24 protein-coding genes are annotated in these 25,236 nt (G+C 72.1%); 2 read left to right on the forward strand and 22 right to left on the reverse strand.

Annotated features, from left to right (window positions below):
- From AC1DZC_RS04915 to AC1DZC_RS04975, 13 genes are all read right to left on the reverse strand, one after another.
- Positions 1 to 216, reverse strand: a 216-nt coding sequence (locus tag AC1DZC_RS04915) for a prepilin-type N-terminal cleavage/methylation domain-containing protein (protein WP_477042458.1), incomplete at its 3' end; no start/stop codon positions are given.
- A gap of 194 nt (positions 217 to 410) precedes the next feature.
- Positions 411 to 845: a type II secretion system protein gene (locus tag AC1DZC_RS04920; protein ID WP_477042459.1), complete on the reverse strand. Its 435-nt coding sequence runs from the start codon at positions 843 to 845 to the stop codon at positions 411 to 413.
- A gap of 10 nt (positions 846 to 855) precedes the next feature.
- Positions 856 to 2,088 (reverse strand): type II secretion system F family protein, encoded by a 1,233-nt coding sequence (locus AC1DZC_RS04925; RefSeq protein ID WP_477042460.1) that lies wholly within the window; start codon positions 2,086 to 2,088, stop codon positions 856 to 858.
- On the reverse strand, positions 2,088 to 3,689 hold the full coding sequence (locus AC1DZC_RS04930) for a type IV pilus twitching motility protein PilT (protein ID WP_477042461.1): 1,602 nt from the start codon (positions 3,687 to 3,689) through the stop codon (positions 2,088 to 2,090). Before AC1DZC_RS04930 ends, AC1DZC_RS04925 begins: the two co-directional genes overlap by 1 nt.
- A 153-nt stretch (positions 3,690 to 3,842) precedes the next feature.
- Positions 3,843 to 5,516 (reverse strand): GspE/PulE family protein, encoded by a 1,674-nt coding sequence (locus AC1DZC_RS04935; protein ID WP_477039439.1) that lies wholly within the window; start codon positions 5,514 to 5,516, stop codon positions 3,843 to 3,845.
- A 101-nt stretch (positions 5,517 to 5,617) separates the two neighbouring features.
- A complete protein-coding gene (locus tag AC1DZC_RS04940; protein ID WP_477042462.1) occupies positions 5,618 to 6,466 on the reverse strand; it encodes a shikimate dehydrogenase in 849 nt (282 codons plus the stop codon).
- The gene (gene mltG / locus AC1DZC_RS04945) at positions 6,463 to 7,614 is read right to left on the reverse strand and encodes an endolytic transglycosylase MltG (protein WP_477039441.1); all 1,152 of its coding nucleotides are present in this window, start codon (positions 7,612 to 7,614) and stop codon (positions 6,463 to 6,465) included. Before mltG ends, AC1DZC_RS04940 begins: the two co-directional genes overlap by 4 nt.
- Before the next feature lie 55 nt (positions 7,615 to 7,669).
- Positions 7,670 to 8,209: a Holliday junction resolvase RuvX gene (ruvX, locus tag AC1DZC_RS04950; RefSeq protein WP_477039442.1), complete on the reverse strand. Its 540-nt coding sequence runs from the start codon at positions 8,207 to 8,209 to the stop codon at positions 7,670 to 7,672.
- Positions 8,210 to 8,240: 31 nt separating this feature from the next.
- Positions 8,241 to 10,922 (reverse strand): alanine--tRNA ligase, encoded by a 2,682-nt coding sequence (gene alaS / locus AC1DZC_RS04955; protein WP_477042827.1) that lies wholly within the window; start codon positions 10,920 to 10,922, stop codon positions 8,241 to 8,243.
- An 85-nt stretch (positions 10,923 to 11,007) separates the two neighbouring features.
- Positions 11,008 to 11,367: a hypothetical protein gene (locus AC1DZC_RS04960; RefSeq protein ID WP_477042463.1), complete on the reverse strand. Its 360-nt coding sequence runs from the start codon at positions 11,365 to 11,367 to the stop codon at positions 11,008 to 11,010.
- Positions 11,367 to 11,735, reverse strand: a complete 369-nt coding sequence (locus AC1DZC_RS04965; protein ID WP_477039445.1) for a DUF948 domain-containing protein — start codon at positions 11,733 to 11,735, stop codon at positions 11,367 to 11,369. The genes AC1DZC_RS04960 and AC1DZC_RS04965 overlap by 1 nt, the downstream gene beginning before the upstream one ends.
- Before the next feature lie 120 nt (positions 11,736 to 11,855).
- Positions 11,856 to 12,482 carry a 30S ribosomal protein S4 gene (gene rpsD, locus AC1DZC_RS04970; RefSeq protein WP_477039446.1) on the reverse strand — a complete coding sequence of 209 codons (627 nt, stop codon included), beginning with the start codon at positions 12,480 to 12,482 and terminating at the stop codon, positions 11,856 to 11,858.
- Between the two features lie 220 nt (positions 12,483 to 12,702).
- Complete coding sequence (locus tag AC1DZC_RS04975) at positions 12,703 to 14,070, reverse strand: replication-associated recombination protein A (RefSeq protein WP_477042464.1); 1,368 nt, start codon at positions 14,068 to 14,070, stop codon at positions 12,703 to 12,705.
- 94 nt (positions 14,071 to 14,164) lie between these two features.
- Between AC1DZC_RS04975 and AC1DZC_RS04980 the strand changes: the two genes are divergently transcribed.
- Positions 14,165 to 16,408 carry an MMPL family transporter gene (locus tag AC1DZC_RS04980; RefSeq protein ID WP_477042465.1) on the forward strand — a complete coding sequence of 748 codons (2,244 nt, stop codon included), beginning with the start codon at positions 14,165 to 14,167 and terminating at the stop codon, positions 16,406 to 16,408.
- Complete coding sequence (locus AC1DZC_RS04985; RefSeq protein ID WP_477042466.1) at positions 16,408 to 16,770, forward strand: hypothetical protein; 363 nt, start codon at positions 16,408 to 16,410, stop codon at positions 16,768 to 16,770. Before AC1DZC_RS04980 ends, AC1DZC_RS04985 begins: the two co-directional genes overlap by 1 nt.
- A 6-nt stretch (positions 16,771 to 16,776) precedes the next feature.
- Here AC1DZC_RS04985 and AC1DZC_RS04990 read toward each other — a convergent pair whose 3' ends face one another.
- The 9 genes from AC1DZC_RS04990 to AC1DZC_RS05030 all read right to left on the reverse strand — a co-directional run bounded on the left by AC1DZC_RS04990 (position 16,777) and on the right by AC1DZC_RS05030 (position 25,192).
- Positions 16,777 to 17,556 carry a GNAT family N-acetyltransferase gene (locus tag AC1DZC_RS04990; RefSeq protein ID WP_477042467.1) on the reverse strand — a complete coding sequence of 260 codons (780 nt, stop codon included), beginning with the start codon at positions 17,554 to 17,556 and terminating at the stop codon, positions 16,777 to 16,779.
- On the reverse strand, positions 17,553 to 19,322 hold the full coding sequence (aspS, locus tag AC1DZC_RS04995) for an aspartate--tRNA ligase (protein ID WP_477042468.1): 1,770 nt from the start codon (positions 19,320 to 19,322) through the stop codon (positions 17,553 to 17,555). The genes AC1DZC_RS04990 and aspS overlap by 4 nt, the downstream gene beginning before the upstream one ends.
- A 101-nt stretch (positions 19,323 to 19,423) precedes the next feature.
- A complete protein-coding gene (locus tag AC1DZC_RS05000) occupies positions 19,424 to 20,287 on the reverse strand; it encodes a hypothetical protein (RefSeq protein ID WP_477042469.1) in 864 nt (287 codons plus the stop codon).
- Positions 20,281 to 20,811 carry a hypothetical protein gene (locus AC1DZC_RS05005; RefSeq protein ID WP_477042470.1) on the reverse strand — a complete coding sequence of 177 codons (531 nt, stop codon included), beginning with the start codon at positions 20,809 to 20,811 and terminating at the stop codon, positions 20,281 to 20,283. Before AC1DZC_RS05005 ends, AC1DZC_RS05000 begins: the two co-directional genes overlap by 7 nt.
- Positions 20,812 to 20,849: 38 nt before the next feature.
- Positions 20,850 to 23,663, reverse strand: a complete 2,814-nt coding sequence (locus tag AC1DZC_RS05010) for a hypothetical protein (RefSeq protein ID WP_477042471.1) — start codon at positions 23,661 to 23,663, stop codon at positions 20,850 to 20,852.
- Positions 23,660 to 24,106, reverse strand: a complete 447-nt coding sequence (locus AC1DZC_RS05015; protein WP_477042472.1) for a TadE/TadG family type IV pilus assembly protein — start codon at positions 24,104 to 24,106, stop codon at positions 23,660 to 23,662. Before AC1DZC_RS05015 ends, AC1DZC_RS05010 begins: the two co-directional genes overlap by 4 nt.
- Positions 24,103 to 24,483, reverse strand: coding sequence for a TadE/TadG family type IV pilus assembly protein (locus tag AC1DZC_RS05020; RefSeq protein ID WP_477042473.1), 381 nt, complete (start codon positions 24,481 to 24,483; stop codon positions 24,103 to 24,105). Before AC1DZC_RS05020 ends, AC1DZC_RS05015 begins: the two co-directional genes overlap by 4 nt.
- A 32-nt stretch (positions 24,484 to 24,515) precedes the next feature.
- The gene (locus tag AC1DZC_RS05025) at positions 24,516 to 24,956 is read right to left on the reverse strand and encodes a TadE family protein (protein WP_477040346.1); all 441 of its coding nucleotides are present in this window, start codon (positions 24,954 to 24,956) and stop codon (positions 24,516 to 24,518) included.
- A complete protein-coding gene (locus AC1DZC_RS05030; protein ID WP_477040347.1) occupies positions 24,953 to 25,192 on the reverse strand; it encodes a hypothetical protein in 240 nt (79 codons plus the stop codon). The genes AC1DZC_RS05025 and AC1DZC_RS05030 overlap by 4 nt, the downstream gene beginning before the upstream one ends.
- Positions 25,193 to 25,236 lie beyond the last annotated feature (44 nt).

A 25,236-nucleotide genomic window follows, 5' to 3' on the forward strand; every position in this document is an offset into this window, starting at 1 on the left:
TGCTCGTCGGTCGTCCGTGTAGACCGTCTCGAGCTCGTTGGCGACCGTGCGCAGGTCGGACTTGATCGACGCGTCGACCGCCTTCTTGCGCTGGTTCAGGAAGACCGGGATGGCGATGGCGGCGAGGATGCCGATGATGATGATGACGACGAGGAGCTCGATGAGCGTGAAGCCCTGGTCCTTCTCGTCGATGGACTTGCGAACGCGAGCGATCATGCGACCGTTCCCCATTTCAGTGTCGTGGCGAAGACTTCGGCAGGTGCCCTCCGCCGAGGCGTCGTGCACACATGAGTTGTCGGCATCTGCGCCGCCAACTTGAGCAAGTGATTCCCGCATCGTGCGATTCACCCGAATGGCGTGACGAGCTCCGGAAAGAATGCGACAAATCCGGAGCGGAACGCCTCGGAGGGTTACGGCAGGGAGTACGTCACCGCACCGGCACAGGTCGCGGCGGTGTCGTCGACGACGAGGCCGCCCTGGGTCGTGTCGTAGACCCAGGTGTGCGACGGTCCGACGCCCGTGGGGTTGTCCCCCAGGAGGCAGTAGTCGGTTCCCGTGATCACGACGTCGACGGTGTTGCCCTTGCTCGTCACCGCGTCGGCGAGGATCTTGTCGACGGTCAGGGGCAGCTCGCCCTCGGCCGTCCGCTCCGCCTCCAGGGCGGTCGCCACGGTGCGCAGGTCGGACTTCAGGCTCGCGTCCGTGGCCTTCTGGCGGTTCGAGATGAAGATCGGGATAGCGATCGCCGCCAGGATCCCGATGATGATGATGACGACGAGGAGCTCGACGAGGGAGTACCCGCCCTGGCGGTCTTCCGGTCTGCGGGACAACGCGTCGACGGGCACGGTCCGGCCCTCAGTTGATGAGGTTGAAGACGGAGAAGATCGGCATGTACAGCGCGATGATCATGCCGCCGATGAGCGACCCGAGAACCACGATCATGAGCGGCTCGATGAGCGACGTGAGCTGCTCGGTCGTCGACTCGACCTCCTGGTCGTAGAACTCGGCGATCTTCTCGAGCATGGTGTCCAGCGCACCGGTGTCCTCACCGACGGCCATCATCTGCACGACCATCGGCGGGAACACGGGGTGCTGCGAGAGGGGTCCGGACAGCGAGTGACCGGATCGGACCGACTCCTGGACGGCCTTGGCCGCCTTCTCGATCACGAGGTTGCCACTGGTCTCCCCGACGATGTCGAGAGCCTGCAGGATCGGGACACCGGCGTGGATCATCGTGCCGAAGTTGCGGGTGAACCGGCTGACGGCGATCTTGCGGAAGAGGTTGCCGAACACCGGCACCTTGAGCTTGATCGGGTCGAGCTTCTCGCGCACGCCGCGGTCGTTCTTGTGCTTGCCCCACCACACGCTGAACACGGCGATGCCGATGACCAGCGGGATGGCGACGATCTTGAGCAGGCCGGACAGCGCGACCAGCACGCGAGTCGGCGCGGGCAGCTCGCCGCCGAGGCTCTCGAACATGCCGGCGAACACCGGGACGATGAAGAGCAGCATGCCGACGACGGCCAGGATCGCGATGATGAACACGACGACCGGGTAGGTCATCGCCGACTTCACCTTGCCGCGCAGCTTGACCTCGGCCTCGTAGTTCTCGGCCACGGAGATCAGCACGCCGTCCAGGAAGCCGCCGACCTCGCCGGCCTTGACCATGTTGATCATCAGGGGCGGGAAGACGTCCGCGTGCTTGCTGAGGGCGGCGGAGAACGACACCCCGACCTCGACGTCGCTGCGCACGAGCGCGAGGCGCTTGGCCAGCGGCTTGCTCTCGGTCTGCTCGGCCAGGATGGTCAGCGAACGGAGCAGCGACAGACCGGCGTTGATCATCGTCGACAGCTGCCGGGCCATGATGGCCAGGTCCTTGAGCGTGATCTTGTCCCCGAAGCCAGGGATCGAGATCTCCTTCTGGAGACCGCCGGTTCCCACCTCGTTGATGGACATGGGCGCCATGCCCAAGGTCTTGAGCCGGTTGGCGACCGCCGCCTGGCTCGGGGCCTCGATGCGCCCCTTGACGATCTTGCCCTCGCGGTCCCGGACCGCGTACTCGAACGTCTTGGCCGTCGTCGCCGCCATCAGTGTGCCCCCTCCGCGAAGAAGTTCCCGCCCATGCCGGCCTTGGTCAGACCCGCACCCGCCGTACCGCCGTGGTCACGACCCGTGAGCCGGTTGAAGTCCTCGATGTGGTGGCACTTCTCCAGGCCAGTCTCGTAGGAGATGCGTCCGGTCTTCACCAGGTCGGCGAGGTGCTGGTCCATCGTGTGCATGCCCTGCTGGGCACCGGCCTGCATGGCCGAGTAGATCTGGTGCGTCTTGCCCTCGCGGATGAGGTTGCGGATGGCCGGCGTCGCGATGAGGACCTCGGTGGCCACCGAACGCCCGGAGGCGTCGGCACGCTTGGCCAGGGTCTGGCAGACGACACCCTGCAGCGCGCTGGCCAGCTGGGTGCGGACCTGAGCCTGCTGGTGGGCCGGGAACACGTCGATGACGCGGTCGATCGTCTGCGCGGCGTCCGAGGTGTGCAGCGTCGCGAAGACGAGGTGGCCGGTCTCGGCGGCGGTCAGGGCCACCGAGATCGTCTCGAGGTCACGCATCTCACCGACGAGGATGATGTCGGGGTCCTGGCGGAGCACGTGCTTGAGGGCGTTCGCGAACGAGAGCGTGTCCGAGCCGACCTCGCGCTGGTTGATCAGCGACTTCTTGTGGCGGTGGAGGAACTCGATGGGGTCCTCGACCGTCATGATGTGGTCCTCGCGCGTCCGGTTGGCGAGGTCGACGATGGCGGCCAGCGTGGTCGACTTGCCGGAACCGGTGGGGCCCGTCACGAGGACGAGACCGCGCGGCAGGCCGGCGAACGAGCCGACGATGGGCGGGACACCCAGCGCCTCCAACGGCTTGATCTCGTACGGGATGACACGGAACGCCGCGCCGATGGACTCGCGCTGCTGGTAGATGTTCACGCGGAACCGGGCCAGACCCCGCACGGCGTAGGAGAGGTCGAGCTCGAGGTTCGCCTCGAACTTCTCCCGCTGCTTCTGCGTGAGGATGCCGTAGAGCGCGCGTCGCAGCGGCTCGGGTGCCACGGTGCCGAAGCCGTCGAGAGCCTTGAGCGAGCCGGAGATGCGGATCATGGGCGAGGCGCCGGTGGTCAGGTGCACGTCCGAGGCCCCGTAGCGCACCATCTCGGTGAGGACGGCGTCGATCGGGATGTCCCCCTCCTGCGACTCCTGGCCGAGGGCACGACGTGCACCCGGGCGAGCCTTCTGGACGGGGACGTCGGCGACGGGCTGCGGCCGGGGCGTCTCGGCCGCCGGCGGCTCGGCGGGTGCCTGCGGAGCCTGCGGTGCGGGCATGAAGACACCCGGAGGGGCGGCGGCGGGCGGCGCCCCGGCGTACTGACGCGTCGGGTCCGGCGCCGGGGCGTAGGACTGCTGCGGCGCGCCCGCGGGCGGTGCGTAGCCCTGCTGCGGCGCCGCGTAGCCCGGCGGAGGGCCGCTCGGTGCTGGCGGGAACGGCTGGGCGGCGACGGGGGCTGCCGCGACGCTCTGCGACGGGATCGGCGAGAACATCGCCTGACCCGGCGCGGGTGCGGGCGCGCCCGCCTGCGGGCCCATCGGCCGGTACGGCGGCAGGGGCCGGGCCGGCTCCCCGGCAGATGCCTGGTAGGACTCGCTCACGTCATTCCTCCACGGTCGACCGACCTGCTCTGCCGGTACGCGGACCTACGCACCGTCGCCTTGCTCTGCCCGTTCATCGGTCACGTGGGTGACTGACTTGAGCCGTCCGTGCACGTCGCTAGTCGACAAACTGGTCTGAACAGGGAATTCACCTCACGCGACGACGCGCAGGATCTCCTCGATCGACGTCTGCCCCAGAGCGACCTTCTGCCAGCCGTCGTTGCGCAGCGGGATCATCCCCTGCGAGATGGCGGTGGCCGCGATGTCGGCACTCGAGGAGTGCGCGACCGCGTGGCGCTCGATCTCCTCGGTGACCCGCATGACCTCGTGCAGGGCGATGCGGCCGCGGTACCCGGTCTTCGAGCACGTCACGCATCCGACGGCACGCATGAGCTCGGGGATCTGCTCTCCCTCGACCCACGGGAAGCGGGCGGCGAGCATCTCCTGCGGCGAGGGCGTGTACGGCTCCTTGCAGTTGCCGCACAGCTTGCGCGCGAGCCGCTGGGCGACGACCGCGTCGAGCGCCGACCCGACGAGGAAGGGCTCGATGCCCATCTCGGTCAGACGGGTGATCGCCGAGGGCGCGTCGTTCGTGTGCAGCGTCGACAGGACGAGGTGACCGGTGAGGGCGGCCTCGATCGCGATCTGCGCGGTCTCGTGGTCGCGGATCTCACCCAGGAGGACGACGTCGGGGTCGGAGCGCAGGATCGAGCGGAGTGCGCCGGCGAAGGTCAGTCCCGCCTTCGGGTTGACCTGCACCTGGTTGATGCCCGCCAGCCGGTACTCGACCGGGTCCTCGACCGTGATGACGTTGATCTCCGGCCGCGAGACGGCGTTGAGCGTCGCGTACAGGGTGGTCGACTTGCCCGAACCGGTGGGGCCGGTCACCAGGATCATCCCGTAGGGCTTGGTGTAGGCCTCGTGGTACGTGGCGTAGTTCGCGTCGAGGAACGACAGGTCACGCAGGTCGAGGCTCGCGGTCGAGTTGTCGAGGATTCGCATGACGATCTTCTCGCCCCACACCGTGGGCAGCGTCGCCACGCGCAGGTCGATCTTGCGCCCGTTGTGGACCACGGACATGCGACCGTCCTGAGGCTTGCGGCGCTCGGCGATGTCGATGTCGCTCATGATCTTCACGCGGCTGATGACGCCGCCCTGGATCTGCTTCGGGGAGCGCTGCGTCTCGTGCAGCACGCCGTCGATCCGGTACCGCACGCGCAGGTCGTGCTCGGTCGGCTCGATATGGATGTCGGAAGCGCGGTCGGTGATCGCCTGAGTGACCAGGAGGTTCACGTACCGGACGATCGGCGCGTCGTCGTCGACCACGTCGCCCATGCGGGACAGGTCCGCGTCGGCCGGCTTGGTCTCGTCCTCGAACGCCTGCGAGAGGTCTTCCATCTCGTCGTCGGCGCGGCAGAACCGGTCGATGGCGCGCAGCAGGTTGTCGTGCGTCGAGATCACGGCGACAACCGGGCGTCCCGAGACGGTGCGCACGTCGTCGACGGCCATCACGTTGCCGGGGTCGGACGTCGCGAGCAGCAGCGCGTCCCCCTGGAACCCGACGGGCAGGACCGTGTACCGCCTGCACAGGGCGCTCGGCACGAGCGAGAGCGCGGCGCGGTCGACGGGGTAGTCGTCCAGGTCCACGAAGGTCATGCCGACCTGGGCGGCGAGCGCCTTGACCAGCTGCCCCTCGGTCAGCACGCCCAGCTCGACCAGGGTGCGGCCGAGCGACGTGCCCCGCGTCATCGTCTCGTCGAGTGCGGCCAGCAGCTGCGCCTCGGTCACGAGGCCCTCGTCGAGCAAGATCTCCCCGAGCTGCTTCACGCCGTACCTCCGCCTCAGCCGACGGCCGCGGTCGGCCGTCCTCGCTGGAGCATCGGCAGACGCGTGGGCGCCCGTGAGGAACTGCACCCGACGAGTTTGCGTCAGACGGTCGTCAGGCGGTCCTCGAGGGCCGCGGACATCGCCGCGACGGGACCCGGGCGACCGGTCATCAGGCGGACCTGCTCGGCGGCCTGGTGAAGCAGCATCCGCTCCCCCGCCACCGCGTCCCCGCCGGCGGCTCGCCAGGCGGCGGTGAGCGCGGTCGGACGCGGGTCGTACGCCACGTCGAGCAGCACGCCGTCGACCGGGCCGACGAGCGCCGCCGCGACCGGGTCGGCGGCGAAGGGCGGGAGCGTGGACACGACGACGTCGGCGCGGCCGATCTCCGCCGCGGCCGCGTCGAGCGCGCGGAACGTGGGCGTGACGCCCATCCGGTGCGCCGAGCGCATCAGCCCCCCGGCGCGCGAGAGCGCGCGCACGTAGACGACCGGCGACGGGCAGCCCAGCTCCGCCAGGGCGGCGAGCGTCGAGGAGGCCGTCGCGCCGGCGCCCAGGACGGCCGCCGTGCGCAGCTCCTGCGTCCCCTGCCGCTCGCCGATCGCCGCGACGAGGCCGTGCACGTCGGTGTTGGCACCCACCAGCACGCGCGAGCCGCCCGTGCCCTGCAGCAGGACGGTGTTGACCGCACCGACCACCTGCGCCAAGGGCTCGACGTGGTCGAGCAACGGGATCACGGTCTGCTTGAGCGGCATGGTCAGGCTCAGCCCGGCCCACGTGTCGTCGAGACCCGCGACGAACTCCGGCAGGTCCTGTTCGGTCACGTCGACCGCGTCGTACCGCCACTCGTCGAGCCCCAGCTCCGCGTACGCGGCACGGTGCAGGGTCGGCGACAGCGAGTGCGCGACCGGGTGACCCAGTACTGCCGCTCGCCGCGGAGCGGCTCCCGTCACTGCCCGTTCGCCGCTTTCCAGTCGCGAAGCTTCTGGATGTTCGCGGCGTGCTCGGCCGACGAGTCGGTGAACAGGGTCTCGCCCGTGACCGGGTTGACGGTCACCCAGAAGATCCACGGGCCCTCGGCGGGGTGCATCACGGCGTCGATCGACACCGCACCGGGCGAGGCGATCGGGCCGGGCGGCAGGCCGACGTGGGTGTACGTGCTGTACGCGTTGTTGGGGTCGTTGTTCTCTTCCGGCGTCGGTGCGCGGGTCACGCCGAGCCCGTACGCCGTCGTCGAGTCGATCTGCAGCGGCATGTCCCGCGCGATCCGGTTCTCGATGCCGCGGGCCACCTTGTAGCGGTCCTCGTCCAGCTTGGCCTCGCGCTCGACGATCGACGCCTTGATGAGCACGGTCTCCCACTGGTCCTGCGGCACGGCCTGGTTGGTCAGGTTGGTGACGGTCTGCTGGACCATCTGACCGAGCACGCCGGCAGCCGTCGCGTCGGGCTGCACGTCGTAGGTGGCGGGGAACAGCCAGCCCTCGACGTTGCCGCCGGCCTCGGCGGGCAGACCGATGGACGCGGGGTCGGCGATCGCGGCGTTCAGCTGGTCGACCGGGATGAGGGTCTTCTCGCTGATCTTGGCCAGCGTCTGGTCCTTGTTCAGGCCCTCGGGGATGGTCACCTTGAACGAGACGCGGCTCGCGGGGTCGAGCAGCGCGACGATCGCGTCGGCGGCCTTCATCTCGAGCAGCATGTTGTACGTGCCGGGCTGGATCGAGGCCGCGTCGGGGTTCTCGGCGAACGCCTCGTTGAACGCCTTGGTGCTGGCCACGACACCGGCGTCGACGAGCGTCGTCGCCATCTCGGAGCCCGTCTGTCCCGGCTTGACCGCCACGGTCACGGTGCCGTGGCCCGGTCCCGGGTAGTCCTCGACGTTGCCGGCGGACGCGGGGCCACCGTTGAAGAAGCCGCCCATGAGCTCGACGACGACATACCCGGCGCCCAGCACCATGACGATCGCGACCACCAGCACGCCGATCGAACGGCGGCGGCGACGCTTGCGCTCACGCTGTTCCTTGGCTCGGCCGCGGGAGCGAGAGTTGCGACGAGGGTCGGGAGCGTTGCCGTGCGGGTCGCCGCCGAACAGGTCGGACGTCACCTCGTCACCTCGCTCCACAGGGGCCCACCACTCGGTCTGATTGCTCACGTGCGCGTCACTCCACCGTCGTCCGTGCGTCGCCCGCAGCCCCCCCGCGCGCCGTCGGAGGGTGCTGAGCTGGGTCTACCACGACCCGCTCTCCGGGACGTCGCCCCGTCGCACTCTCCGCGTCCAACGCGGACTGCAAGATCACCACCGCGGCCGCCTGGTCGACGACCTTGCGGTGGCTGCGTCCGGATCGGCCGGACGCATGCAGCGCCTGATGTGCGGACACCGTGCTCATCCGCTCGTCGACCATCCGTACCGGTACCGGTGAGATGGCTTGCGCCAGTTGGACAGCGTACGCGCGCGCGGCCTCCGATGCGGCACCTTCGGACCCGGACAGGTGTCTAGGTAGTCCGACGTACACAACACCCACACGTCGTTCTTCCACCTCGCCCACCAGCGACGCGATGTCGGTGGGCAGCCGGCCCTTACCGCTGTTGTCACGCGCGAGCGTGGCCACCGGCGTGGCGATCAGCCCGTCGGGGTCGCTCGCGGCCAGGCCCACGCGCACCGACCCGACGTCGACCGCGAGCCTGACCCCGCGGACCACGGGGTCGGGCGTGTCGCGACGACCCGGCACGTCAGCCGTTCGCCGCGCCGGCGATCGCGGCCAGCGCGTCGACGATCTTGTCGGGGTCCGTGCCGCCGCCCTGCGCGAGGTCGTCCTTGCCGCCGCCCCCGCCGCCCAGGATGGTCGACGCCGCCTTCACGAGCGCCCCGGCCCGCACGCCCCGCTCGCGGGCCGTCGCGTTGGTCGCGACGACGACGACGGGTCGGCCCTTGCTGGTGCCACCGACGGCTACCACGCTCGGCGCGGAGTCGCCGAGGCGCGAGCGCACGTCGAGGACCAGCGTGCGCAGCTCGTCGCTGCCCGCCACCTCACCCGCGTCGTGCGTCACGACGCGGGTCTCCCCCACGGTCTGCGCGCCGGACGCGAGCGACCCGGCCTGCGCGAGGAGCGCCGCCTGCCGCAGCGTGGCGAGCTCCTTCTCGGACTCCTTGAGCTTGGTGAGCAGCGAGGAGACGCGGTCGGTCAGGTCGTCCGGGCGCGCGCCGAGCAGCCCCGACAGCTGGCCGACGAGGGCCCGCTCCTTGGCCTGGAACCCGTACGCACCGGCACCCACGAGCGCGTCGACGCGGCGCACGCCCGAGCCGATCGCCGACTCGGACAGCAAGGTCACCAGACCGAGCTCGCCGGACCGTTTGACGTGCGTGCCCGCGCACAGCTCGAGAGACCAGCCCTCGCCGATGTCGACGACGCGCACCTCGTTGCCGTACTTCTCGCCGAAGAGGGCCATCGCGCCGCGGCCGCGCGCCTCGTCGATCGGCATGACGGCGTCGGTGACCTCGAGGTCGTCCTGGAGCCGCTCGTTGACGCGCGCCTCGATCTCCGCGACGACCTCGGACGGCGTCGCCGACGGCGAGCGGAAGTCGAAGCGGAGGCGGCTGGGCGCGTTGAGCGAGCCCGCCTGCGTGGCGCCCTCGCCGATCGACTCGTGCAGCGCCTTGTGCACGAAGTGCGTCGCCGTGTGCGCCCGGGCGATCGCGCGTCGACGGACCAGGTCGATGGACGCGGTACCGGACTCGCCGAACGTGACGGTGCCGTCGACCAGGCGGCCGTGGTGCACCGACAGTCCCTTGACCGGCGCCTGGACGTCGTCGACCTCGATCCGCGCGCCGCCCTCGAGCACGATCGTGCCGGTGTCCGCGAGCTGGCCGCCCGCCTCCGCGTAGAACGGCGTCACGTCCAGCACGACCTCGACGTCCGCCGGTGCGGTCGCCGCGGGCGCCGGGACGCCGTCCACGAGCAGGCCGACGACGCGCGACCTGGTGGTCGAGTCCGTGTAGCCGACGAACTGGACCGGCTTCGCGTTCTCGCTGCTCAGCGTGCTGTGCAGGTCCTGGTAGGCCGCGTTGTCCGCGCGCCCCGCGCGCTTGGCCAGCGCGTCCGCGCGCGCCCGCTCGCGCTGCTCCTTCATGAGGCTGCGGAACGCGGTCTCGTCCACCTGGACGCCCTGCTCCGCCGCCATCTCGAGCGTGAGGTCGATCGGGAAGCCGTAGGTGTCGTGCAGCTGGAACGCCTGGGAGCCGGTGAGCACGGGCTGCGGGGTCGACTTGGCCGCCTGGACCGCGGTGTCGAGGATCGTCGTGCCCGCCGCGAGGGTGCGCCGGAACGTGTCCTCCTCCGCGTACGCGACCTGGCTGATCTTGTCGAAGTTCGTCGCGAGCTCGGGGTAGCTCGGGCTCATCGCGTCCTTGCTCAGCGGGAGCAGGGTGGGCAGCGCGAGGTCCTCGACGCCGAGCAGGCGCATCGCGCGGATGGAGCGACGCAGCAGGCGGCGCAGCACGTAGCCGCGGCCCTCGTTCGACGGGGTGACGCCGTCGCCCATGAGCATCAGCGCGCTGCGCACGTGGTCCGCGACGACCCGCATGCGCACGTCGTCGTCCTGCACCGCGCCGTAGCGCCTGCCCGACAGCTCCTGCGCACCCCGGATGACCGGGAACACCTCGTCGATCTCGTAGAGGTTGTCGACGCCCTGCAGCAGGTACGCGACGCGCTCGAGGCCCATCCCGGTGTCGATGTTCTTCTGCTTGAGCTCGCCGAGGATCGGGAAGTCCTCCTTGCCGCCCCCGTCGCCGCGCTCGTACTGCATGAAGACGAGGTTCCAGATCTCGAGGTAGCGGTCCTCGTCGACGACCGGACCACCCTCCGCCCCGAACTCCGGACCGCGGTCCACGTAGATCTCGGAGCACGGGCCCGCGGGGCCGCGCGCGCCGGTGGACCAGTAGTTGTCCTTCCAGCCGCGGCGCTGGATCCGCTCGTCGGGAAGCCCGGCGATCTGCTTCCAGAGCGCCGCCGCCTCGTCGTCGTCGTAGAAGACCGTCACCCAGATCGAGTCGGGGTCGAAGCCGTAGCCGCCCGTCTCCTGGGAGCCCGTGACGAGCTCCCACGCGTAGGTGATCGCGCCTTCCTTGAAGTAGTCGCCGAACGAGAAGTTGCCGTTCATCTGGAAGAACGTGCCGTGCCGGGTGGTCTTGCCGACCTCCTCGATGTCGAGCGTGCGCACGCACTTCTGCACGCTCGTCGCGCGCGGCCACGGCGCGGTCTGCTCCCCGAGCATGTACGGGATGAACGGCACCATGCCGGCGATGACGAACAGCGTCGACGGGTCCGGCGAGATCAGCGGGGCCGAGGGGACGACCGTGTGGCCGCGGCCCTCGAAGTAGTCGAGCCAGCGCTGGCGGATCTCGGCGGTGCGCATCGTGTCCATCTCTCGTGGTGGTTCGGGTCGTGCCTGATCGTGCGGGCCTGGCACGGCCTCGGTCGAGGCCAATTCTCCCGCTGCGTCAGAAGAAGGTGTAGCCGTCGTCGTCGTCCGGGTCTTCCGTCGGGCCCAGCGGGTCGGTGTCGTGCCTGCGCGCCGTCGACCAGGTGCGCTTGAGGTCCGCGACGCGCTCGGGACGCTGCTCGCGGATGGTGTCGATGTCCGCGTCGCCGACCAGGTCGCGGCGCAGCTGCTGCTCCCGCTCGGCCATGCCGGCGACGAACTCGTGGCGCACCGTACGCAGCGCCGACCCGAACCGGGCGGCCGTGCCGACCGCGTCCGTGGCGCCCGCGGGCACGTACGCGTCGATGACGGCGCGTCCCTTGCGGATCACGACCACCGTCACGACGACGCCGACGCCGATCCACACCAGGCGGCGCATCAGCGGGCCTTGCGGGCGCTCGCGGACAGGCCGGTGAGAGCCCGACGGACGCCGTAGGAGAAGGCTGCGACCTTGATCATCGGCGAGCCGACGGTCGCGGCGAACAGGGCCGTCAGCGCCGAGACGTTCTCCGAGACCTGCGCCGCGGCGGTGGTCACCGTGTCGATGTTCTCCAGCTGGGTGTTGGACGACGCGACGAGGGTCGCCGTCTCGTCCAGCACCGGGACCGTGTGCTCGGTGATCTCCTTGACCGACGCCGTCGCCTCGTCGAACACCCGACCGAGCTTGATCAACGGCACGGCCAGCACGCCCACGAGCAGCACGAACGCGATCGCGGCGATCAGTCCCGCGACGTCACCCACCGACATGTCTTGCCTCCCGGTTCCGGGGCCGTCGACCCCGCGGAAACCCTACCTGCGCACGAACGCCCCGCGTGCGCCGAGGCGCAGCGGGGCGTACGTGAACGTCGTTCTTGCGAACGGCTCAGATCAGCGGGCGTAGTACTCGACGACCAGCTGGACCTCGCACGTCACGGGGATCTCGGCGCGCTTGGGGTGACGCACCAGCACGGCGCTGAGCTTCTCCAGCTGCACGTCCAGGTAGCCCGGCAGGTTGGGGAGCACGTCGCGGTGCGCGCCGGCGGCGGCGACCTGGAACGGCACGGTGGCCTGGCTCTTCGGCTTGACCTGGAGCGTCTGGCCCGGCTTCACGCGGAAGGAGGGACGGTCCACGATCTTGCCGTCGACCAGGATGTGGCGGTGCACGACGACCTGGCGGGCCTGGAGGATCGTGCGGGCGAAGCCCGAGCGCAGGACGAGGGCGTCCAGGCGGGTCTCGAGGTTCTCGACGAGCGCCTCACCGGTCAGGCCCGGGGCCTTGCGGGCGTCCTCGTACGCACGAGCCATCTGCTTCTCGCGGAGGGCGTACTGCGCGCGCAGACGCTGCTTCTCGCGCAGACGGACGGCGTAGTCCGACTCGGTGCGGCGACGGGCGCGGCCGTGCTCACCGGGCGGGTAGGGACGCTTCTCGAAGTGCTTGACGGCCTTGGGCGTCAGGGCCAGGCCGAGGGCGCGGCTCAGGCGAACCTGGCGGCGCGAACGGGTCACACTGCTCACAGAGATACTTCCTGTCGTTGTAGACGTCACACCCGGGTGCGGAGAAGTTCCGCCGGGGCGTGGGGCCGACCATGGATGCGTCACGTGCTTGCGACGCGGCTAAGGCCCCAGGTGGCCGTCCGCCCGGGCGTGCAAGCACACCCGTCCCGCGGACGACCGCACCACTCTACCCTCTGGGCACCGGGATCCCCCAATCCGTCGCCGCCGCCGGGCGCGGACGCTACGGGGTGTCGAGGATCGCGCGGATGCGTTCGAGGCGTTCGGTGACCGAGCGCTCGTAGCCGCGGTCCGACGGTTCGTAGTAGCGCGTACCCAGCAGCTCGTCCGGGAGGTACTGCTGCGCGGCGACGCCGTGCGGCTCGTCGTGCGCGTACACGTACCCCGTGCCGTGGCCGAGGTCGCGGGCGCCCGGGTAGTGCGCGTCGCGCAGGTGCGCGGGGACCGAGCCGATGCGACCGGCGCGCACGTCGGCCAGGGCGCGGTCGATGCCCAGGTAGGCGGCGTTGGACTTCGGCGCCGTGGCGTTGTGCACGACGGCCTCGGCCAGGATGATCCGGGCCTCCGGCATGCCGATCAGGGCGACCGCCTGCGCGGCGGCCACCGCCGTCTGCAGCGCGCTCGGGTCCGCCATCCCGATGTCCTCGGCCGCCGAGATGACGACGCGACGGGCGATGAACCGGGGATCCTCCCCCGCGGCGATCATCCGCGCGAGGTAGTGCAGGGAGGCGTCGACGTCGGAGCCGCGCATCGACTTGATGAACGCGCTGATGACGTCGTAGTGCTGGTCGCCGTCCCGGTCGTAGCGCACCGCGGCGACGTCGATCGCGCGCTCCATGGTCGCGAGGTCGACGAGGACGGGCTCCACCGCGTCCTCCTCCGACAGCGCGGCACCGGCCGCCGCCTCGAGGATGGTCAGCGCCTTGCGCGCGTCGCCGCCGGACAGGCGCAGCAGGTGGTCCTCGGCGTCGGTGTCGAGCTCGATCGCGCCCGCCAGCCCGCGCTCGTCCTCGACGGCCCGACGCACGAGGCGCCGCACGTCGTCGGTGCCCAGGGGCTGGAGCGTGAGCAGCAGGGAGCGAGACAGCAGCGGCGAGTTGACGGAGAACGACGGGTTCTCGGTGGTCGCGGCGACGAGCGTGACCCAGCGGTTCTCGACGCTCGGCAGGAGCGCGTCCTGCTGCGCCTTGGTGAACCGGTGGACCTCGTCGATGAACAGGACCGTCTCCGTGCCGCCGGTGGCCAGCCTGCGGCGCGCGTCCTCGATCACGGCCCGCACGTCCTTGACGCCGGCGGTCACCGCGGACAGCTCCACGAACCGCCGGCCCGAGGTGGCGGCGATCAGGTACGCCAGCGTCGTCTTGCCGGTGCCGGGCGGTCCCCACAGCACGACCGAGGTGGGCGCCGCACGACGCGCCGCCTCGTTGGCGGGCTCCACCAGCCGACGCAGCGGCGACCCGGCCACGAGCAGGTGCTCCTGCCCGGCGACCTCGTCGAGCGAGCTCGGCCGCATGCGGACCGCGAGCGGAGCGCCCTCCCCGACGGAGGGCAGGCCCGAGGCCGTCGACGTCACCGCATCGAACAGGTCCATGCGGGCAGGGTACGCACGCGCACCCACGGGCACAGACCGTCAGGGTCGCGCGATCGAGTGGCGGGTGTGCGGGTTGGCGCGATCACCTGCGACGATGGCCAGCGTGTTCGCCCGTGTCGGTCGCATCGTCGCCCACCGCCCACGCCTCACCGTCGCCGTGTGGCTCGTGCTCGTCGTGCTCGGCTACGGCTTCGCCGTGGTCGGCGTGCACGGCGAGAACCTGTTCGACCGGCTGACCACCGGCGCACCCGAGGTTCCCGGCTCCGAGAGCTTCGAGGGCCGGGCCATCCTCGACCAGGCCGACGAGAGCGGCGTCTCGCTGACCCTCGCGCTGCAGGGCATCGACCCGACCGACCCCGACGTCGACGCGGCGATGGACCCCATCCGCACCGACCTGGCCGCGATCGACGGCGTCGTCGGCGTCATCGACCCGCTCGCGCTGCCCGACGGAGCCGCGAACCCGGCAGCCGCGCCCCTCGTCGCGAACGACGGTGACGGCTTCCTCGTCGTCGTCGAGCTGGACCCGGAGCTGACCGGGGACGCGGAGGCCGAGGCCGTGGCCGAGGTGCACGCGCAGCTCGACCAGGTGCCCGACGAGCTGCAGGACGTCGCCCCGGGCGTCACCGGGATCGTCGGCGGCACTCCGCTGATCGTCGACGCCATCACCCAGCAGGTCGAGACGGACCTGCGCACCGGCGAGGCCATCGCGCTACCGATCGCCCTGGTCATCATGGTGCTCGTCTTCGGAGGCTTCCTGGCGGCGTCGATGCCCATGGCGGGCGCCCTCGCGTCGATCTCGGGCGGTCTGGCGGCGCTCCTCGCCTTCTCGTACGTGATCGACCTCGACTCCTCCGTGGTCAACATCGTGACCGTGCTCGGGCTGGGGCTCTCGATCGACTACGGCCTGCTGATGGTGTCCAGGTTCCGAGAAGAGCTGCACAAGCTCGTCGACGAGGACGACGGACGCGCGAGCCGCCGACGACGGGGCGACGGCGCCGTGATCACCGCGATCGAGCGCACGATGGCCACCGCGGGCCGGACCGTGACGTTCTCCGCCCTGACCGTCGCCATCGCGATCGCCGGTCTCATGGTCTTCTCGGCGCCGATCCTGCGCGCTTTCGGGGCGGCCGGCGTCGCGGTCATCCTCGTGGCGGTGCTCTCCGCGCTGACCCTGGTTCCGGCACTCATGGCGATGGCCGGCCGCCGGCTGATCCGCCCGAGCATCCTCGACCGGGTCCCCGGCCTGCGCGTCGTGCTCGCCCACACCTCCGACGTGCAGACCGAGGAGGGATTCTTCTCGCGGCTCACGGGACGGGTGCAGCGCCACCCGTGGTGGGTGCTCGGCGCGACGGCCGTCACGCTCGGCGTCCTGGCGATCCCCCTGGCGCACCTCGAGGTGCGCAACTCCACCACCGAGCTCCTGCCCGAGGGCAGCACCCAGCGGGAGTTCGTCGACGTGCTGGCCAGCGACTACCCCGCGGCCTCCACGCCGGCCGTGACGGTGGTCGTCGAGACCACGCTCGACGAGGCCACCGCGTGGGCCGCGAGCCTCGAGGACATCGACGGGGTCGCCTCCGTCGACACCCCGACACCGGTCGGGTCCTACGTGACCATCGGCGTCCGGCCCGACACCGACGACCCTGGTGACACGGTCTCTCGGCAGGTCGTGGAGGAGATCCGGGCGCTCGACCCCGGGTTCCCCACGTGGGTCGTCGGCGAGGCCGCGTCGCAGATCGACTTCACCGCCGCGGTCGGCGAGCGCGCGCCGATCGCGATCGCAATCGTGGCCCTGGCGACGCTGATCCTGCTCTTCCTCATGACGGGGTCGGTCGTGGTGCCGGTCCAGGCGCTGCTCACCAGTGCGCTCTCGCTGGCGGCGTCGCTCGGCGTGATGGTCTGGGTGTTCCAGGACGGGCACCTGGCCGGCCTGCTCAACTTCACGCCGACGGGCGGGATCGAGACCTACGTGGTCGCGCTCGTCGTCGCGTTCGGGTTCGGGCTCGCCATGGACTACGAGGTGTTCCTGCTCTCGCGGATCAAGGAGCTCGTGGACGCGGGTGCGCCCAACGACGAGGCCGTCCGCCTCGGCATGCAGCGGTCCGGGCGGATCATCACATCCGCCGCGCTGATCGTCATCGTCGTGTTCGCCGGCTTCGTGGCCGGGCAGCTCCTCGTGATCAAGGAGGTCGGCTTCTCGCTCGCGATCGCCGTCCTCATCGACGCGACGGTCGTGCGGCTCCTGCTCGTGCCGGCGACCATGACGGTGCTCGGCCGGTTCAACTGGTGGGCGCCCGGGTTCCTGCGCCGAGTCCACGACCGGATCGGGATCGTGCACTGATGCCCCGCCACGTGCCGACCGACCGGGACGCCTACCGGCGCCTGCGCTGGCAGGCGCGCTGGATCACCGTCGGCGCCCTGATCCCGTTCACGCTCTCGCTGGTAGAGCTCGTCCGGCTCGCGGGCGACGAGGACCCGACGGTCACGGTCAAGGCGGGCTGGGCGTTCTTCCAGCTCGGGCTCTACGCGATCGGCGCCGGTCTGGTCGTCTGGTGGGCGTGGCGGCGGTCCTTCCGTGCGCGGCCCGTCGTCCTCGCGCACGACGCCGGGCCCGGGGCGACCACGGGCGTGCCCGAGCTCGACGCCCCGTCGCGCGCCCACACCAGCCTCACGGGCGAGGTGCCGCCGCCTCGTCGCTGGTAGCTCGCGTCAGGCAGGCGGGCGGTCCGCGCCCGTCGGCGCGAACGACGACAGCTCCGCCTCGGTCCGGAACCCCAGCCGCTCGTAGAGCCGCCGCGCGGTGTCGTTGCTCGAGTACAGCCCCAGCGACACCCACTCGGCGCCCGCCGCGAGGCCCGTGCGGGTGGCCACGGCCGCGAGGGCCGAACCGACACCGGTCCCCCGCGCGACCGGTCGCACGCCCAGACCGTGCAGGTGCCAGGACGCTCCGCCGTCGCTCGCCGCGCGGGCCGCCACGCCGACCACGCCCGCGAGCCCCGACCCGCCGTCGACGCCCCACCAACCGATCTCCCCGGCCGCGGTCGGGTCGGCCGACGTGCTCGGGTTCGCCTCGGCCAGGCAGGATCGGATCGCCTCCGCATCGCGTGACGGGTCGAGCCGACGCACCCGGTCCTCCCCCGGCGTCGCCGGCGGCTCGGTGTCGGACGCCATCCAGTCCCACGCGGAGAACGGCGTCAGGCCGAGCGCGTCGAGCACCCGCGGGGTCGGCCGGGACGTCCTCGGCACGCTCATCCATCGGACGAGGTCGAGACGTCCCCCGTCGACCACCGCCTCGACCAGCCGGTCGACGGTCGCACCGTCGCCCCGACCCAGCAGGCTCACACCCGGCTGCTCGTGCGCGCTCACGACGAGCAGGACGCCCTCGTCGTCGCCGAAGGGCTCGACCGCGGCCCAGCGCGCGCGGTCGCTGCAGAGCAGACGGTCCGCACGCCACCGTCGCGGAAGACCCGTCAGGACGTCCGCGCTCACGCGGCCGGAGGAGCCTTCGGCGTGAAGTCGACGCCGGCCTCGCGGCGCTGCTCGGGCGTGATCGGTCCGGGAGCGGCCGTCAGCGGGTCGTAGCCGCCGCCGGACTTCGGGAAGGCGATGACGTCGCGGATCGACTCCGAGCCGGTCAGCAGCGCGAGGATGCGGTCCCAGCCGAACGCGATCCCGCCGTGCGGCGGGGCGCCGAACTGGAACGCGTCGAGCAGGAAGCCGAACTTCTCCTGCGCCTCGTCCGGGCCGATGCCCATGATGTCGAACACGCGCTCCTGCACGTCGCGGCGGTGGATACGGATGGACCCGCCGCCGATCTCGTTGCCGTTGCACACGATGTCGTACGCGTAGGCCAGGGCTGCGCCCGGGTCCTGCTCGAAGGTGTCGATCCACTCGGGCGTCGGGGACGTGAAGGCGTGGTGCACCGCGGTCCAGGCGCCGCCGCCGACCGCCACGTCGTCGTCCTCGCCCGTGGGCTTGAACAGCGGGGCGTCGACGACCCAGACGAACTTCCACTCGTTGTCGTCGATCAGGTCGCCGCGACGACCGATCTCCAGGCGCGCCGCGCCGAGCAGGGCCCGGGCCTCGCTCGCCTTGCCGGCCGCGAAGAAGACCGCGTCCCCGGGGCTCGCCCCCACGGCGGCGACGAGTCCCGCGCGCTCGGTCTCCGAGAGGTTCTTGGCGACCGGTCCCCCGAGCTCGCCGTCCTCGCTGACCGTGACGTACGCGAGCCCCTTGGCGCCGCGCTGCTTGGCCCACTCCTGCCAGGCGTCGAAGCCACGGCGCGGCGTCGAGCCGCCACCGGGCTGCACGACGGCACCGACGTAGGGCGCCTGGAACACGCGGAACGGGGTGTCGACGAAGTACTCGGTGAGCTCGACCAGCTCGAGGCCGAACCGCAGGTCCGGCTTGTCGTTGCCGTACCGGGCCATCGACTCCGCGAACGTGATCCGCGGGATCGGCGTCGGGATGGTGACCCCGATCAGCTCCCAGAGCGCGACCAGCACCTGCTCGCCAAGCGCGATGACGTCGTCCTGCTCGACGAAGCTCATCTCGACGTCGAGCTGCGTGAACTCCGGCTGGCGGTCCGCGCGGAAGTCCTCGTCGCGGTAGCAGCGGGCGATCTGGTAGTAGCGCTCGAGCCCACCCACCATGAGCAGCTGCTTGAACAGCTGGGGCGACTGCGGGAGCGCGTACCAGGAGCCCGGGCTCAGCCGAGCGGGAACCAGGAAGTCGCGGGCACCCTCGGGCGTCGACCGCGTCAGGGTCGGCGTCTCGACCTCGACGAAGTCCTGCGCGTCCAGCACCCGGCGGGCGGCCTGGTTGGCCTTGGCGCGCAGGCGCATCGCGGCGGCGGGGGCCGGCCGGCGCAGGTCGAGGTAGCGGTACTTGAGGCGGGCCTCCTCGCCGACGGTCTCGTCCAGCGACGACGAGACCTGGAACGGCAGCGGGGCCGACTCGTTGAGGACGACGACGTCCGCCGCCACGAGCTCGATCTCGCCGGTCGCGAGGTTCGGGTTCTCGTTGCCGGCGGGCCGACGACCGACCTCGCCGGTCACCTGGAGCACGTACTCGGCGCGCAGCCCGTGCGCGACGGCCTCGTCGCGGATGACGACCTGGGCGATGCCCGACGCGTCCCGCAGGTCCACGAACGCGACCCCGCCGTGGTCGCGCCGCCGGTCCACCCAGCCCGTGAGGGTGACGGTGGTACCGATGTGCTCGGCTCGCAGGGAGCCGGCCGTGTGGGTGCGGAGCACGGGTCGTCCTTCGTTCTGGGATGCATGGGAGCGCCCTCGCGGGCACCGGACGATCCTAGTGCGGTCCCCGCGCGGGTCGCGTCACGATTCCCACGGACGCGTCAGGACGTCACCACCGACTGAACCTCGGCGACCGGGACCGCGACCTGCGCCCACGGCGACTGCAGCTCGTCGGGAGTGCCGGGAAGGTCCAGGGGCGCACCGTTGACCTCGAACCGGATGTCGTAGATCAGCCGGGCCCGCGCGGTGTACGCCGGAAGCCCACTGGCGCTCACCGGCTGGCGGGCGGAGCTGCGGTCGTAGACGTGCGAGCACGCGTCGGTCGCCTGCACGGTCCACGGGCAGCTGATCGTCCCCGTCCCGTCACCGGGGTCGAGCTCGATGCCCGTCGGCGTGCCGATGGCGACGACGCCCAGCGCCGCGGTGCCGGTCAGCGGCGCGTTCCCCGCCGCCTCGGCCCAGAACCAGGTCGGGATGCCGACGACGGCCTGACGCGGAGGGTTCACCCCGATCGAGAACGGCGGGGTCCGCAGGGCGCCGAACGCCTGCTGCGCGAGCTCCTCCAGCGTGGGTCCGGTCGTCTCCTGCCAGGACCACCCCGACAACGGGTCCGCCTCGTCGTCGTTGCACCGCTGGTACACCCAGACGGCCTCCGGAGACGGGCGCTGCGCCTCCTGCTCGGGGGTCGGCGGGACGGCCGCGGGGATGTTGCTCCAGCACGGCGCCGAGCCGATGCAGTAGGAGTTCAGGCCCGTGAGCGTGCACGTCGGTCCGCCTCCGCTGCCGCCGGTGCCGCCGCCCGGGGTCCCCGGGCCGCCGTCGCAGACGGTCTGGTAGATCAGCTTCCCGTGCGCGTCGACCCCGACGACCTGCGACGTGCAGGCGGCCTGCGCGGGCGACGCGGCGACGACCGTGCCTGCGGCGAGCATCAGCAGGACGACGAACGCCCGCCAGGCCCTCAGCACGTGAACTCCGGTGGCGCGACCGCTGTCGCCGTCACCACCCAGTCCTCACCGACCCGGCGGAACGAGACGCTCGTCGGGACCATCAGCGAGACACCCTCGGCGACCGTCTGGCCGGGGATCGTCCAGGTCGAGTTGTCCACACAGACCAGGACGGTCGCCGTGTCGCCGTCGACGGTGACTGTCTGCTTCGACAGCGTCGGCTGCCCCTGGCGCGCGAGGCCGACGGACTGGAGCTGACGTGCCGTGGCGAGCGAGTCCTCGACGAGCGGGCCTTCGGCCACCCCGGCGAACACCGCCGGGTCGGTGTTTCCGGCCTGGGCGGCGACCTCGGCGTCCCAGTACCGCTGCAGGGCAGCGAGGACGACCGGTTCGTCGTCCACGGTCGGCGTCGGGGTCGGGCTCGGGGTGGACGCCGCCTCGACGGTCGCAGACGGCTCGGGGTCCGGCGAGCTGCACGCCGCCAGCCCGCCGACGAGCAGGAGGACGACGGCGGCGCGGCCGAGCAGCGGGACGGGAGAGGGCATGGAACGAGGGTAGAGGAGCCCTGGGCGGGCCGCCCGCGTCACGCGGACCCCGGCAGCCGGGCGTCGAGCCCCCGAGGTGCGAGCTCCTCGAGGAGCGCCGCGGTCGGCGCCCCGACCTCGGCAACGCCGGATGCGTGCAGGGTCATCTCCATCTCGTCCGCCGCCGACCGCACCGCCTCCGTGCCGCCCTCCGCGAACGCGGCACGCAGCACGTCGCGCCACAGCAGCTCCTCGGTCGGAGCCACCCCGAGACCGGTCCAGGCGGCTGCCCGCGCCGCCGTCGGGTCGTCGTCGTGCGTGCTCAGGACCGCGAGCCGGTGTGCCGTGTCGACGAGCAGGTCGCGCGCAGCCCGCTCGAGCCGGACGCGAGCGAGCCACGCGTAGCGACCGGCCGGGCGTCGGGCGAGAACGCCACCCTGGACCAGACGCAGCGCGGCGACGAGGTCGCGGCGTTCGTCGACAGGGTCGGTCCGGGACCGTGCCCTGGCGGTCAGCGTGCACACGACGTCCCAGTCGAGGACGGCTCCCGGACCGAGCTCGAGCAGCCCGTCGTCGCGGGTGCGCAGGTGCGGCGACCCGTGCACGTCGGTGCCGAGCCACTCGCGCGCCCGGTCGATGGTCGCGTCGCGCACCGCCGCCGTGACCCCGCGAGGCCAGAGCGCACCGGCCAGGACGGTCGGGTGGACGCCCGACGGGTGCAGGGCGAGGTGGACGACGAGCTCGACGCACAGGGCGAGTCGCTCGGGCTCGATCGGGTTCTGCGCAGCCACGGACGGAGAGCCGAGCACCCGGACGCGGACGGGCGCCGTGGCCAGGTCGGCGGCGTCGACCTCACGCGCCGGCACGATCGGGGCGGGGCGCGCGACCGACTCCTCGTTCCGCGCCACCGTGGCCGGGTCGACGAGCGGCGGAGGCTCCTCCGTGAGCAGCTCCGCCACGGCCGAGGCGAGGGCCGGCGTGAGCCGGTTCGCGCGTACCGAGACGCCGAGCAGCCCCGCGCGCAGCGTCCCTGCGCTGTCCACCTCGAGCCTCCAGCGCGCGCCGGGCAGCTCGCCCGCGCAGACCACACCGAGCGGAGCCCGTCGCTGCGCTCCCGTGAGCACCAGCAGCTCGTCGACGGTCGCGGCGTCCGGCACCGACCCGAGCGCGACATACTCCGGAACCCACGCCGGGTCCCCGGGCCTGCGCAGCCGACCGCTCAGGACGTCACCGCCGAGCACGTCCGCCTGACGTTCCGCGAGGGCCGGCAGGACGTCGCGCGCACTGCGCACCGACCGGTAGCGGCGCGGGCCCAGGGCCGTCAGACCACCGGGCAGGTCGACGCCGGTGACGCGCAGCGCGTCCGACCACCGGTTGGTGGCCAGCTCCGCGGCGATCGCCGCGACCACCTCCCCCGCCGCCCGGGGGTCGCCCACCACGGCGACCGGACCCTGCGCGGCCTCGAGGTCGAGCAGCACGTCGGCGCCCGCGTCGTCGCGGCCGAGCGACACGAGCCCCGGGTAGGGCGCGGCCGCCTGCCGCGGCGCCGGCGTGCGGTCGGTGGCCCGCAGGACCCACCTGGCACCCTCGGCCTCCGCGACCCACGGCGCGGGTGCGTGGGGCTCCGGCGGGGCCAGGTGCAGCACGAGGGAGGCGTCGTCGATCGTCGCGGCGTAGAGCGCGGGCAGGTTGCGGCCGGACGACTGCAGCGTCGCGCCGAGGGTCCGCAGAGCCGCGTCGAGGCGGGCTGCGCGCTCGGGGTCCGCGCCGACGCGCAGGGCGACCTCCGCCTCGATCGCGCCCTCCGACGGCTCCGGGGTCCGGCGACGCCGACGGAGCTGGTCGATCGCGACGAGCAGGCCGGCGCACAGCAGCGCGCCGCCCGCCAGGTCGCMCGCGTCCACGCCCTGCTGCTGCGCCGCCGGCGCCGCGTGCGCGACGGGCGCGTCGGCAGCTGCGACGACCGGGCCGGGCGCCTCGACAGGCGCGGGGGCAGGGGCCGGGGCGGGCGCGACGGGTGCCACGGCAACCACGCGGTCGACGCCGACGGCGTCCTCAGGCATGACGAGGAGCCAGTTCGGGTAGATGAGCCGTGCGAGCGAGAGCTCGTGACCGTCGGGCTGGTCCCGCGACTTGTTGAGCTCGTAGATCTCCTGGTACCTGCGACCGTCGCCCATGGTCCGCTCGGCGATGTCCCAGAGGTTGTCGTGGTACCGACCCTCCGGCGGGTGCACGACGTACACGCGCTTGCCAACGAGCTCCGCACCCTGCTCCGGGCTCAGCTCGACCCCGCCCAGCTGGTAGGTGGTCCCCGCCTGCGCGACCTCGGGACCGGCCTGCACCACGGGCGCCGCCGGCGCCGTGACCTCCCCCGCGACGGCGGTCGAGGTGACCGCGACCGACGTCCCGACGTGCTCGACCGTGGTCGGCGCCGCGGCCGCCGTCGCCTGCCCCGCAGCGGTGACCAGCAGCAGGACCGCCGCGACGAGCGTGCGCGCGAGGCGCTGGCTCGGACCGGCCAGCGGGACGCGCGCKGGCAGCCCGACCCCGCGGACGGCGGAGCGGAGCTCGACGATCACGCACACCGTGAACTGCAGCCACGCCAGCCAGACGACCCACAGGAGCACGCTCAGGAGCTGCGCGGTGCCGAGCGTCGCCGTGAGCTGGTCACGCGTCGGCAAGGACCTCGGGAGGCCCGGGACCCCACCCAGCGCGATCAGCAGCGCGGGCACGCCGACCACGACCAGGAGCAGCACGAGTGCCGCACCGAAGGCGCCCGCGCGCGAACCGCTGGGCGCGGGGGGCGCGGGCTGGAAACGTCCCGGCCCGCTCTGCTCGGGCTGGGACCGTCGGGGGTCGACGCGTGTGCTCATGGTGCTCCCGGGAGCTCGTTGACGATGCCGACGGCGGCGCGGGCGGTCGCCTGACCGTCGACGGTGAACTCGTTGATCATGATGAGGCTGAGCAGCGACGTCGGCACGACCCGCGTGAGGACGACGTGCACCTGCGCCGCGTCCGCCTCGATGGAGACGATCTCGTCGGGACGATACCCGCGGGCGTCCAGGAAGCGCTCGGCGGCGTCGCGCGCCCCGGCGGGATCGATCCGGACGTCGCCGGTCGCGCGCAGCGTGTCGAGGTCCAGCACGTTGGCCCCGGCGCGGGCCGCCTGCTCCGCGTCGTCGGCGAGGGCCGCCCGCGCGTTGATGGCGCGACCGCCGTCGACCACGAGGCCGGCGACGACCATCAGGACCAGGACGATCCCGATGACGAAGACCGACGCGGTCCCGGACTCGTCGCCCCGCAGCCGGCGGTTCACGGCGCCCCCACGGACCGGTGCAGGTCGAGCGGGGCCGAGCTCGTCGCCGAGATCGACGTCGAGCCGGGGAGCCCGAGCGCACCGAGGTTGGCGTAAGAGATGGCGCAGGTGACCGTGACCGTCAGCGTGCCGCCGGCGACGAACGCGCCGTCGAGCAGGACCGGCTCGCACTCGAGGGTGTCCGGGACGGTCGCGTCGAGCGCGTCCTGCGCGGCCAGCTGGGCCCCCTCGGCAGTGCGTGCGAGTGTCGCGGCGCGCACGGCCTCTCGCGCGGCTGCCTGCGTCTGGCCCTCGGCCGACACGTGCCGGCCGAACGCGACGACGAGCATGAGCAGCAGCATGAGCAGCGGGACGAGCACGACGATCTCGACCGCCATCGTGCCCTCGTCGTCCCGGAGCCTGGACGCGCTCACTGGTCAGGCCTGAACATCTCGACCGGACCCTGCACCACTGCCTGCACCCCGGGCGCCCAGCCGGGGATGATCTCCATCGACCGGCCGGTCACCGTCGCGCTGACGGTGCCGGGGTCCACGAGCACCACGTCCACGTCGACGTCGACGAAGGTGCCCTTGCCGATGGCCTCGGCGTAGTCCCGACCGCGCGCCTCGGCGTGGTCGAGGGCCTCGGGGGTACCGCCCTCGGCCCGCGCGACGCGGGCGGCCTCGCGGGCCGTCGCGCCGGCGATCTCCTGGCCGTACCAGCTGAGCGCGAACTGCACCACGAGGAACGTGATGAGCATGAGCAGGGGCGTGTAGAGCACCAGCTCGATCGCCGACGATCCGGCGTCGGGCGACGCGAACCGACCCCGGGCACCAAGGTGCCGGGGTGTCGGGCGCGCCGCCGCGGTCATGCCCCGCCGACCCCGCCGCCGCCGTCGGGCAGCTCGGGCACCTCGAGCTTGTCCGCGCTGTTGTTGACGAAGTTGTAGATCACCAGGCCGACCGCCGCGGCGATCGCGACGAGCACGCCGGTGATGATGACCCACTCGATCGCCGAGGCGCCGAGGTCGGGAGCGCTGCGCGCGCGGTCGAACCGGCGCCGCAGCTCCAGGTAGAGGAACCCCCACGGGGTTGCCAGGTTGTTCATTCGTCCAGATCCTTCCTTCTGCCGTCAGGGACGGGATAGGGGCG

It is taken from the genome of Cellulomonas sp. P2_B4 (assembly GCF_056404795.1).

What these genes read in the sequence shown, in the direction of transcription:
- AC1DZC_RS04965 (WP_477039445.1), bottom strand. Translation starts at nt 11,735, where the DNA reads ATGTCGGTGGGTGACGTCGCGGGACTGATCGCCGCGATCGCGTTCGTG.
- AC1DZC_RS05020 (WP_477042473.1), bottom strand. Translation starts at nt 24,483, where the DNA reads ATGGCGGTCGAGATCGTCGTGCTCGTCCCGCTGCTCATGCTGCTGCTC.
- AC1DZC_RS05025 (WP_477040346.1), bottom strand. Translation starts at nt 24,956, where the DNA reads ATGACCGCGGCGGCGCGCCCGACACCCCGGCACCTTGGTGCCCGGGGT.
- AC1DZC_RS04975 (WP_477042464.1), bottom strand. Translation starts at nt 14,070, where the DNA reads ATGGACCTGTTCGATGCGGTGACGTCGACGGCCTCGGGCCTGCCCTCC.
- AC1DZC_RS05030 (WP_477040347.1), bottom strand. Translation starts at nt 25,192, where the DNA reads ATGAACAACCTGGCAACCCCGTGGGGGTTCCTCTACCTGGAGCTGCGG.
- AC1DZC_RS04960 (WP_477042463.1), bottom strand. Translation starts at nt 11,367, where the DNA reads ATGCGCCGCCTGGTGTGGATCGGCGTCGGCGTCGTCGTGACGGTGGTC.
- AC1DZC_RS04985 (WP_477042466.1), top strand. Translation starts at nt 16,408, where the DNA reads ATGCCCCGCCACGTGCCGACCGACCGGGACGCCTACCGGCGCCTGCGC.
- AC1DZC_RS04980 (WP_477042465.1), top strand. Translation starts at nt 14,165, where the DNA reads ATGGCCAGCGTGTTCGCCCGTGTCGGTCGCATCGTCGCCCACCGCCCA.
- AC1DZC_RS05005 (WP_477042470.1), bottom strand. Translation starts at nt 20,811, where the DNA reads ATGCCCTCTCCCGTCCCGCTGCTCGGCCGCGCCGCCGTCGTCCTCCTG.
- alaS (WP_477042827.1), bottom strand. Translation starts at nt 10,922, where the DNA reads ATGCGCACCGCCGAGATCCGCCAGCGCTGGCTCGACTACTTCGAGGGC.
- AC1DZC_RS04925 (WP_477042460.1), bottom strand. Translation starts at nt 2,088, where the DNA reads ATGGCGGCGACGACGGCCAAGACGTTCGAGTACGCGGTCCGGGACCGC.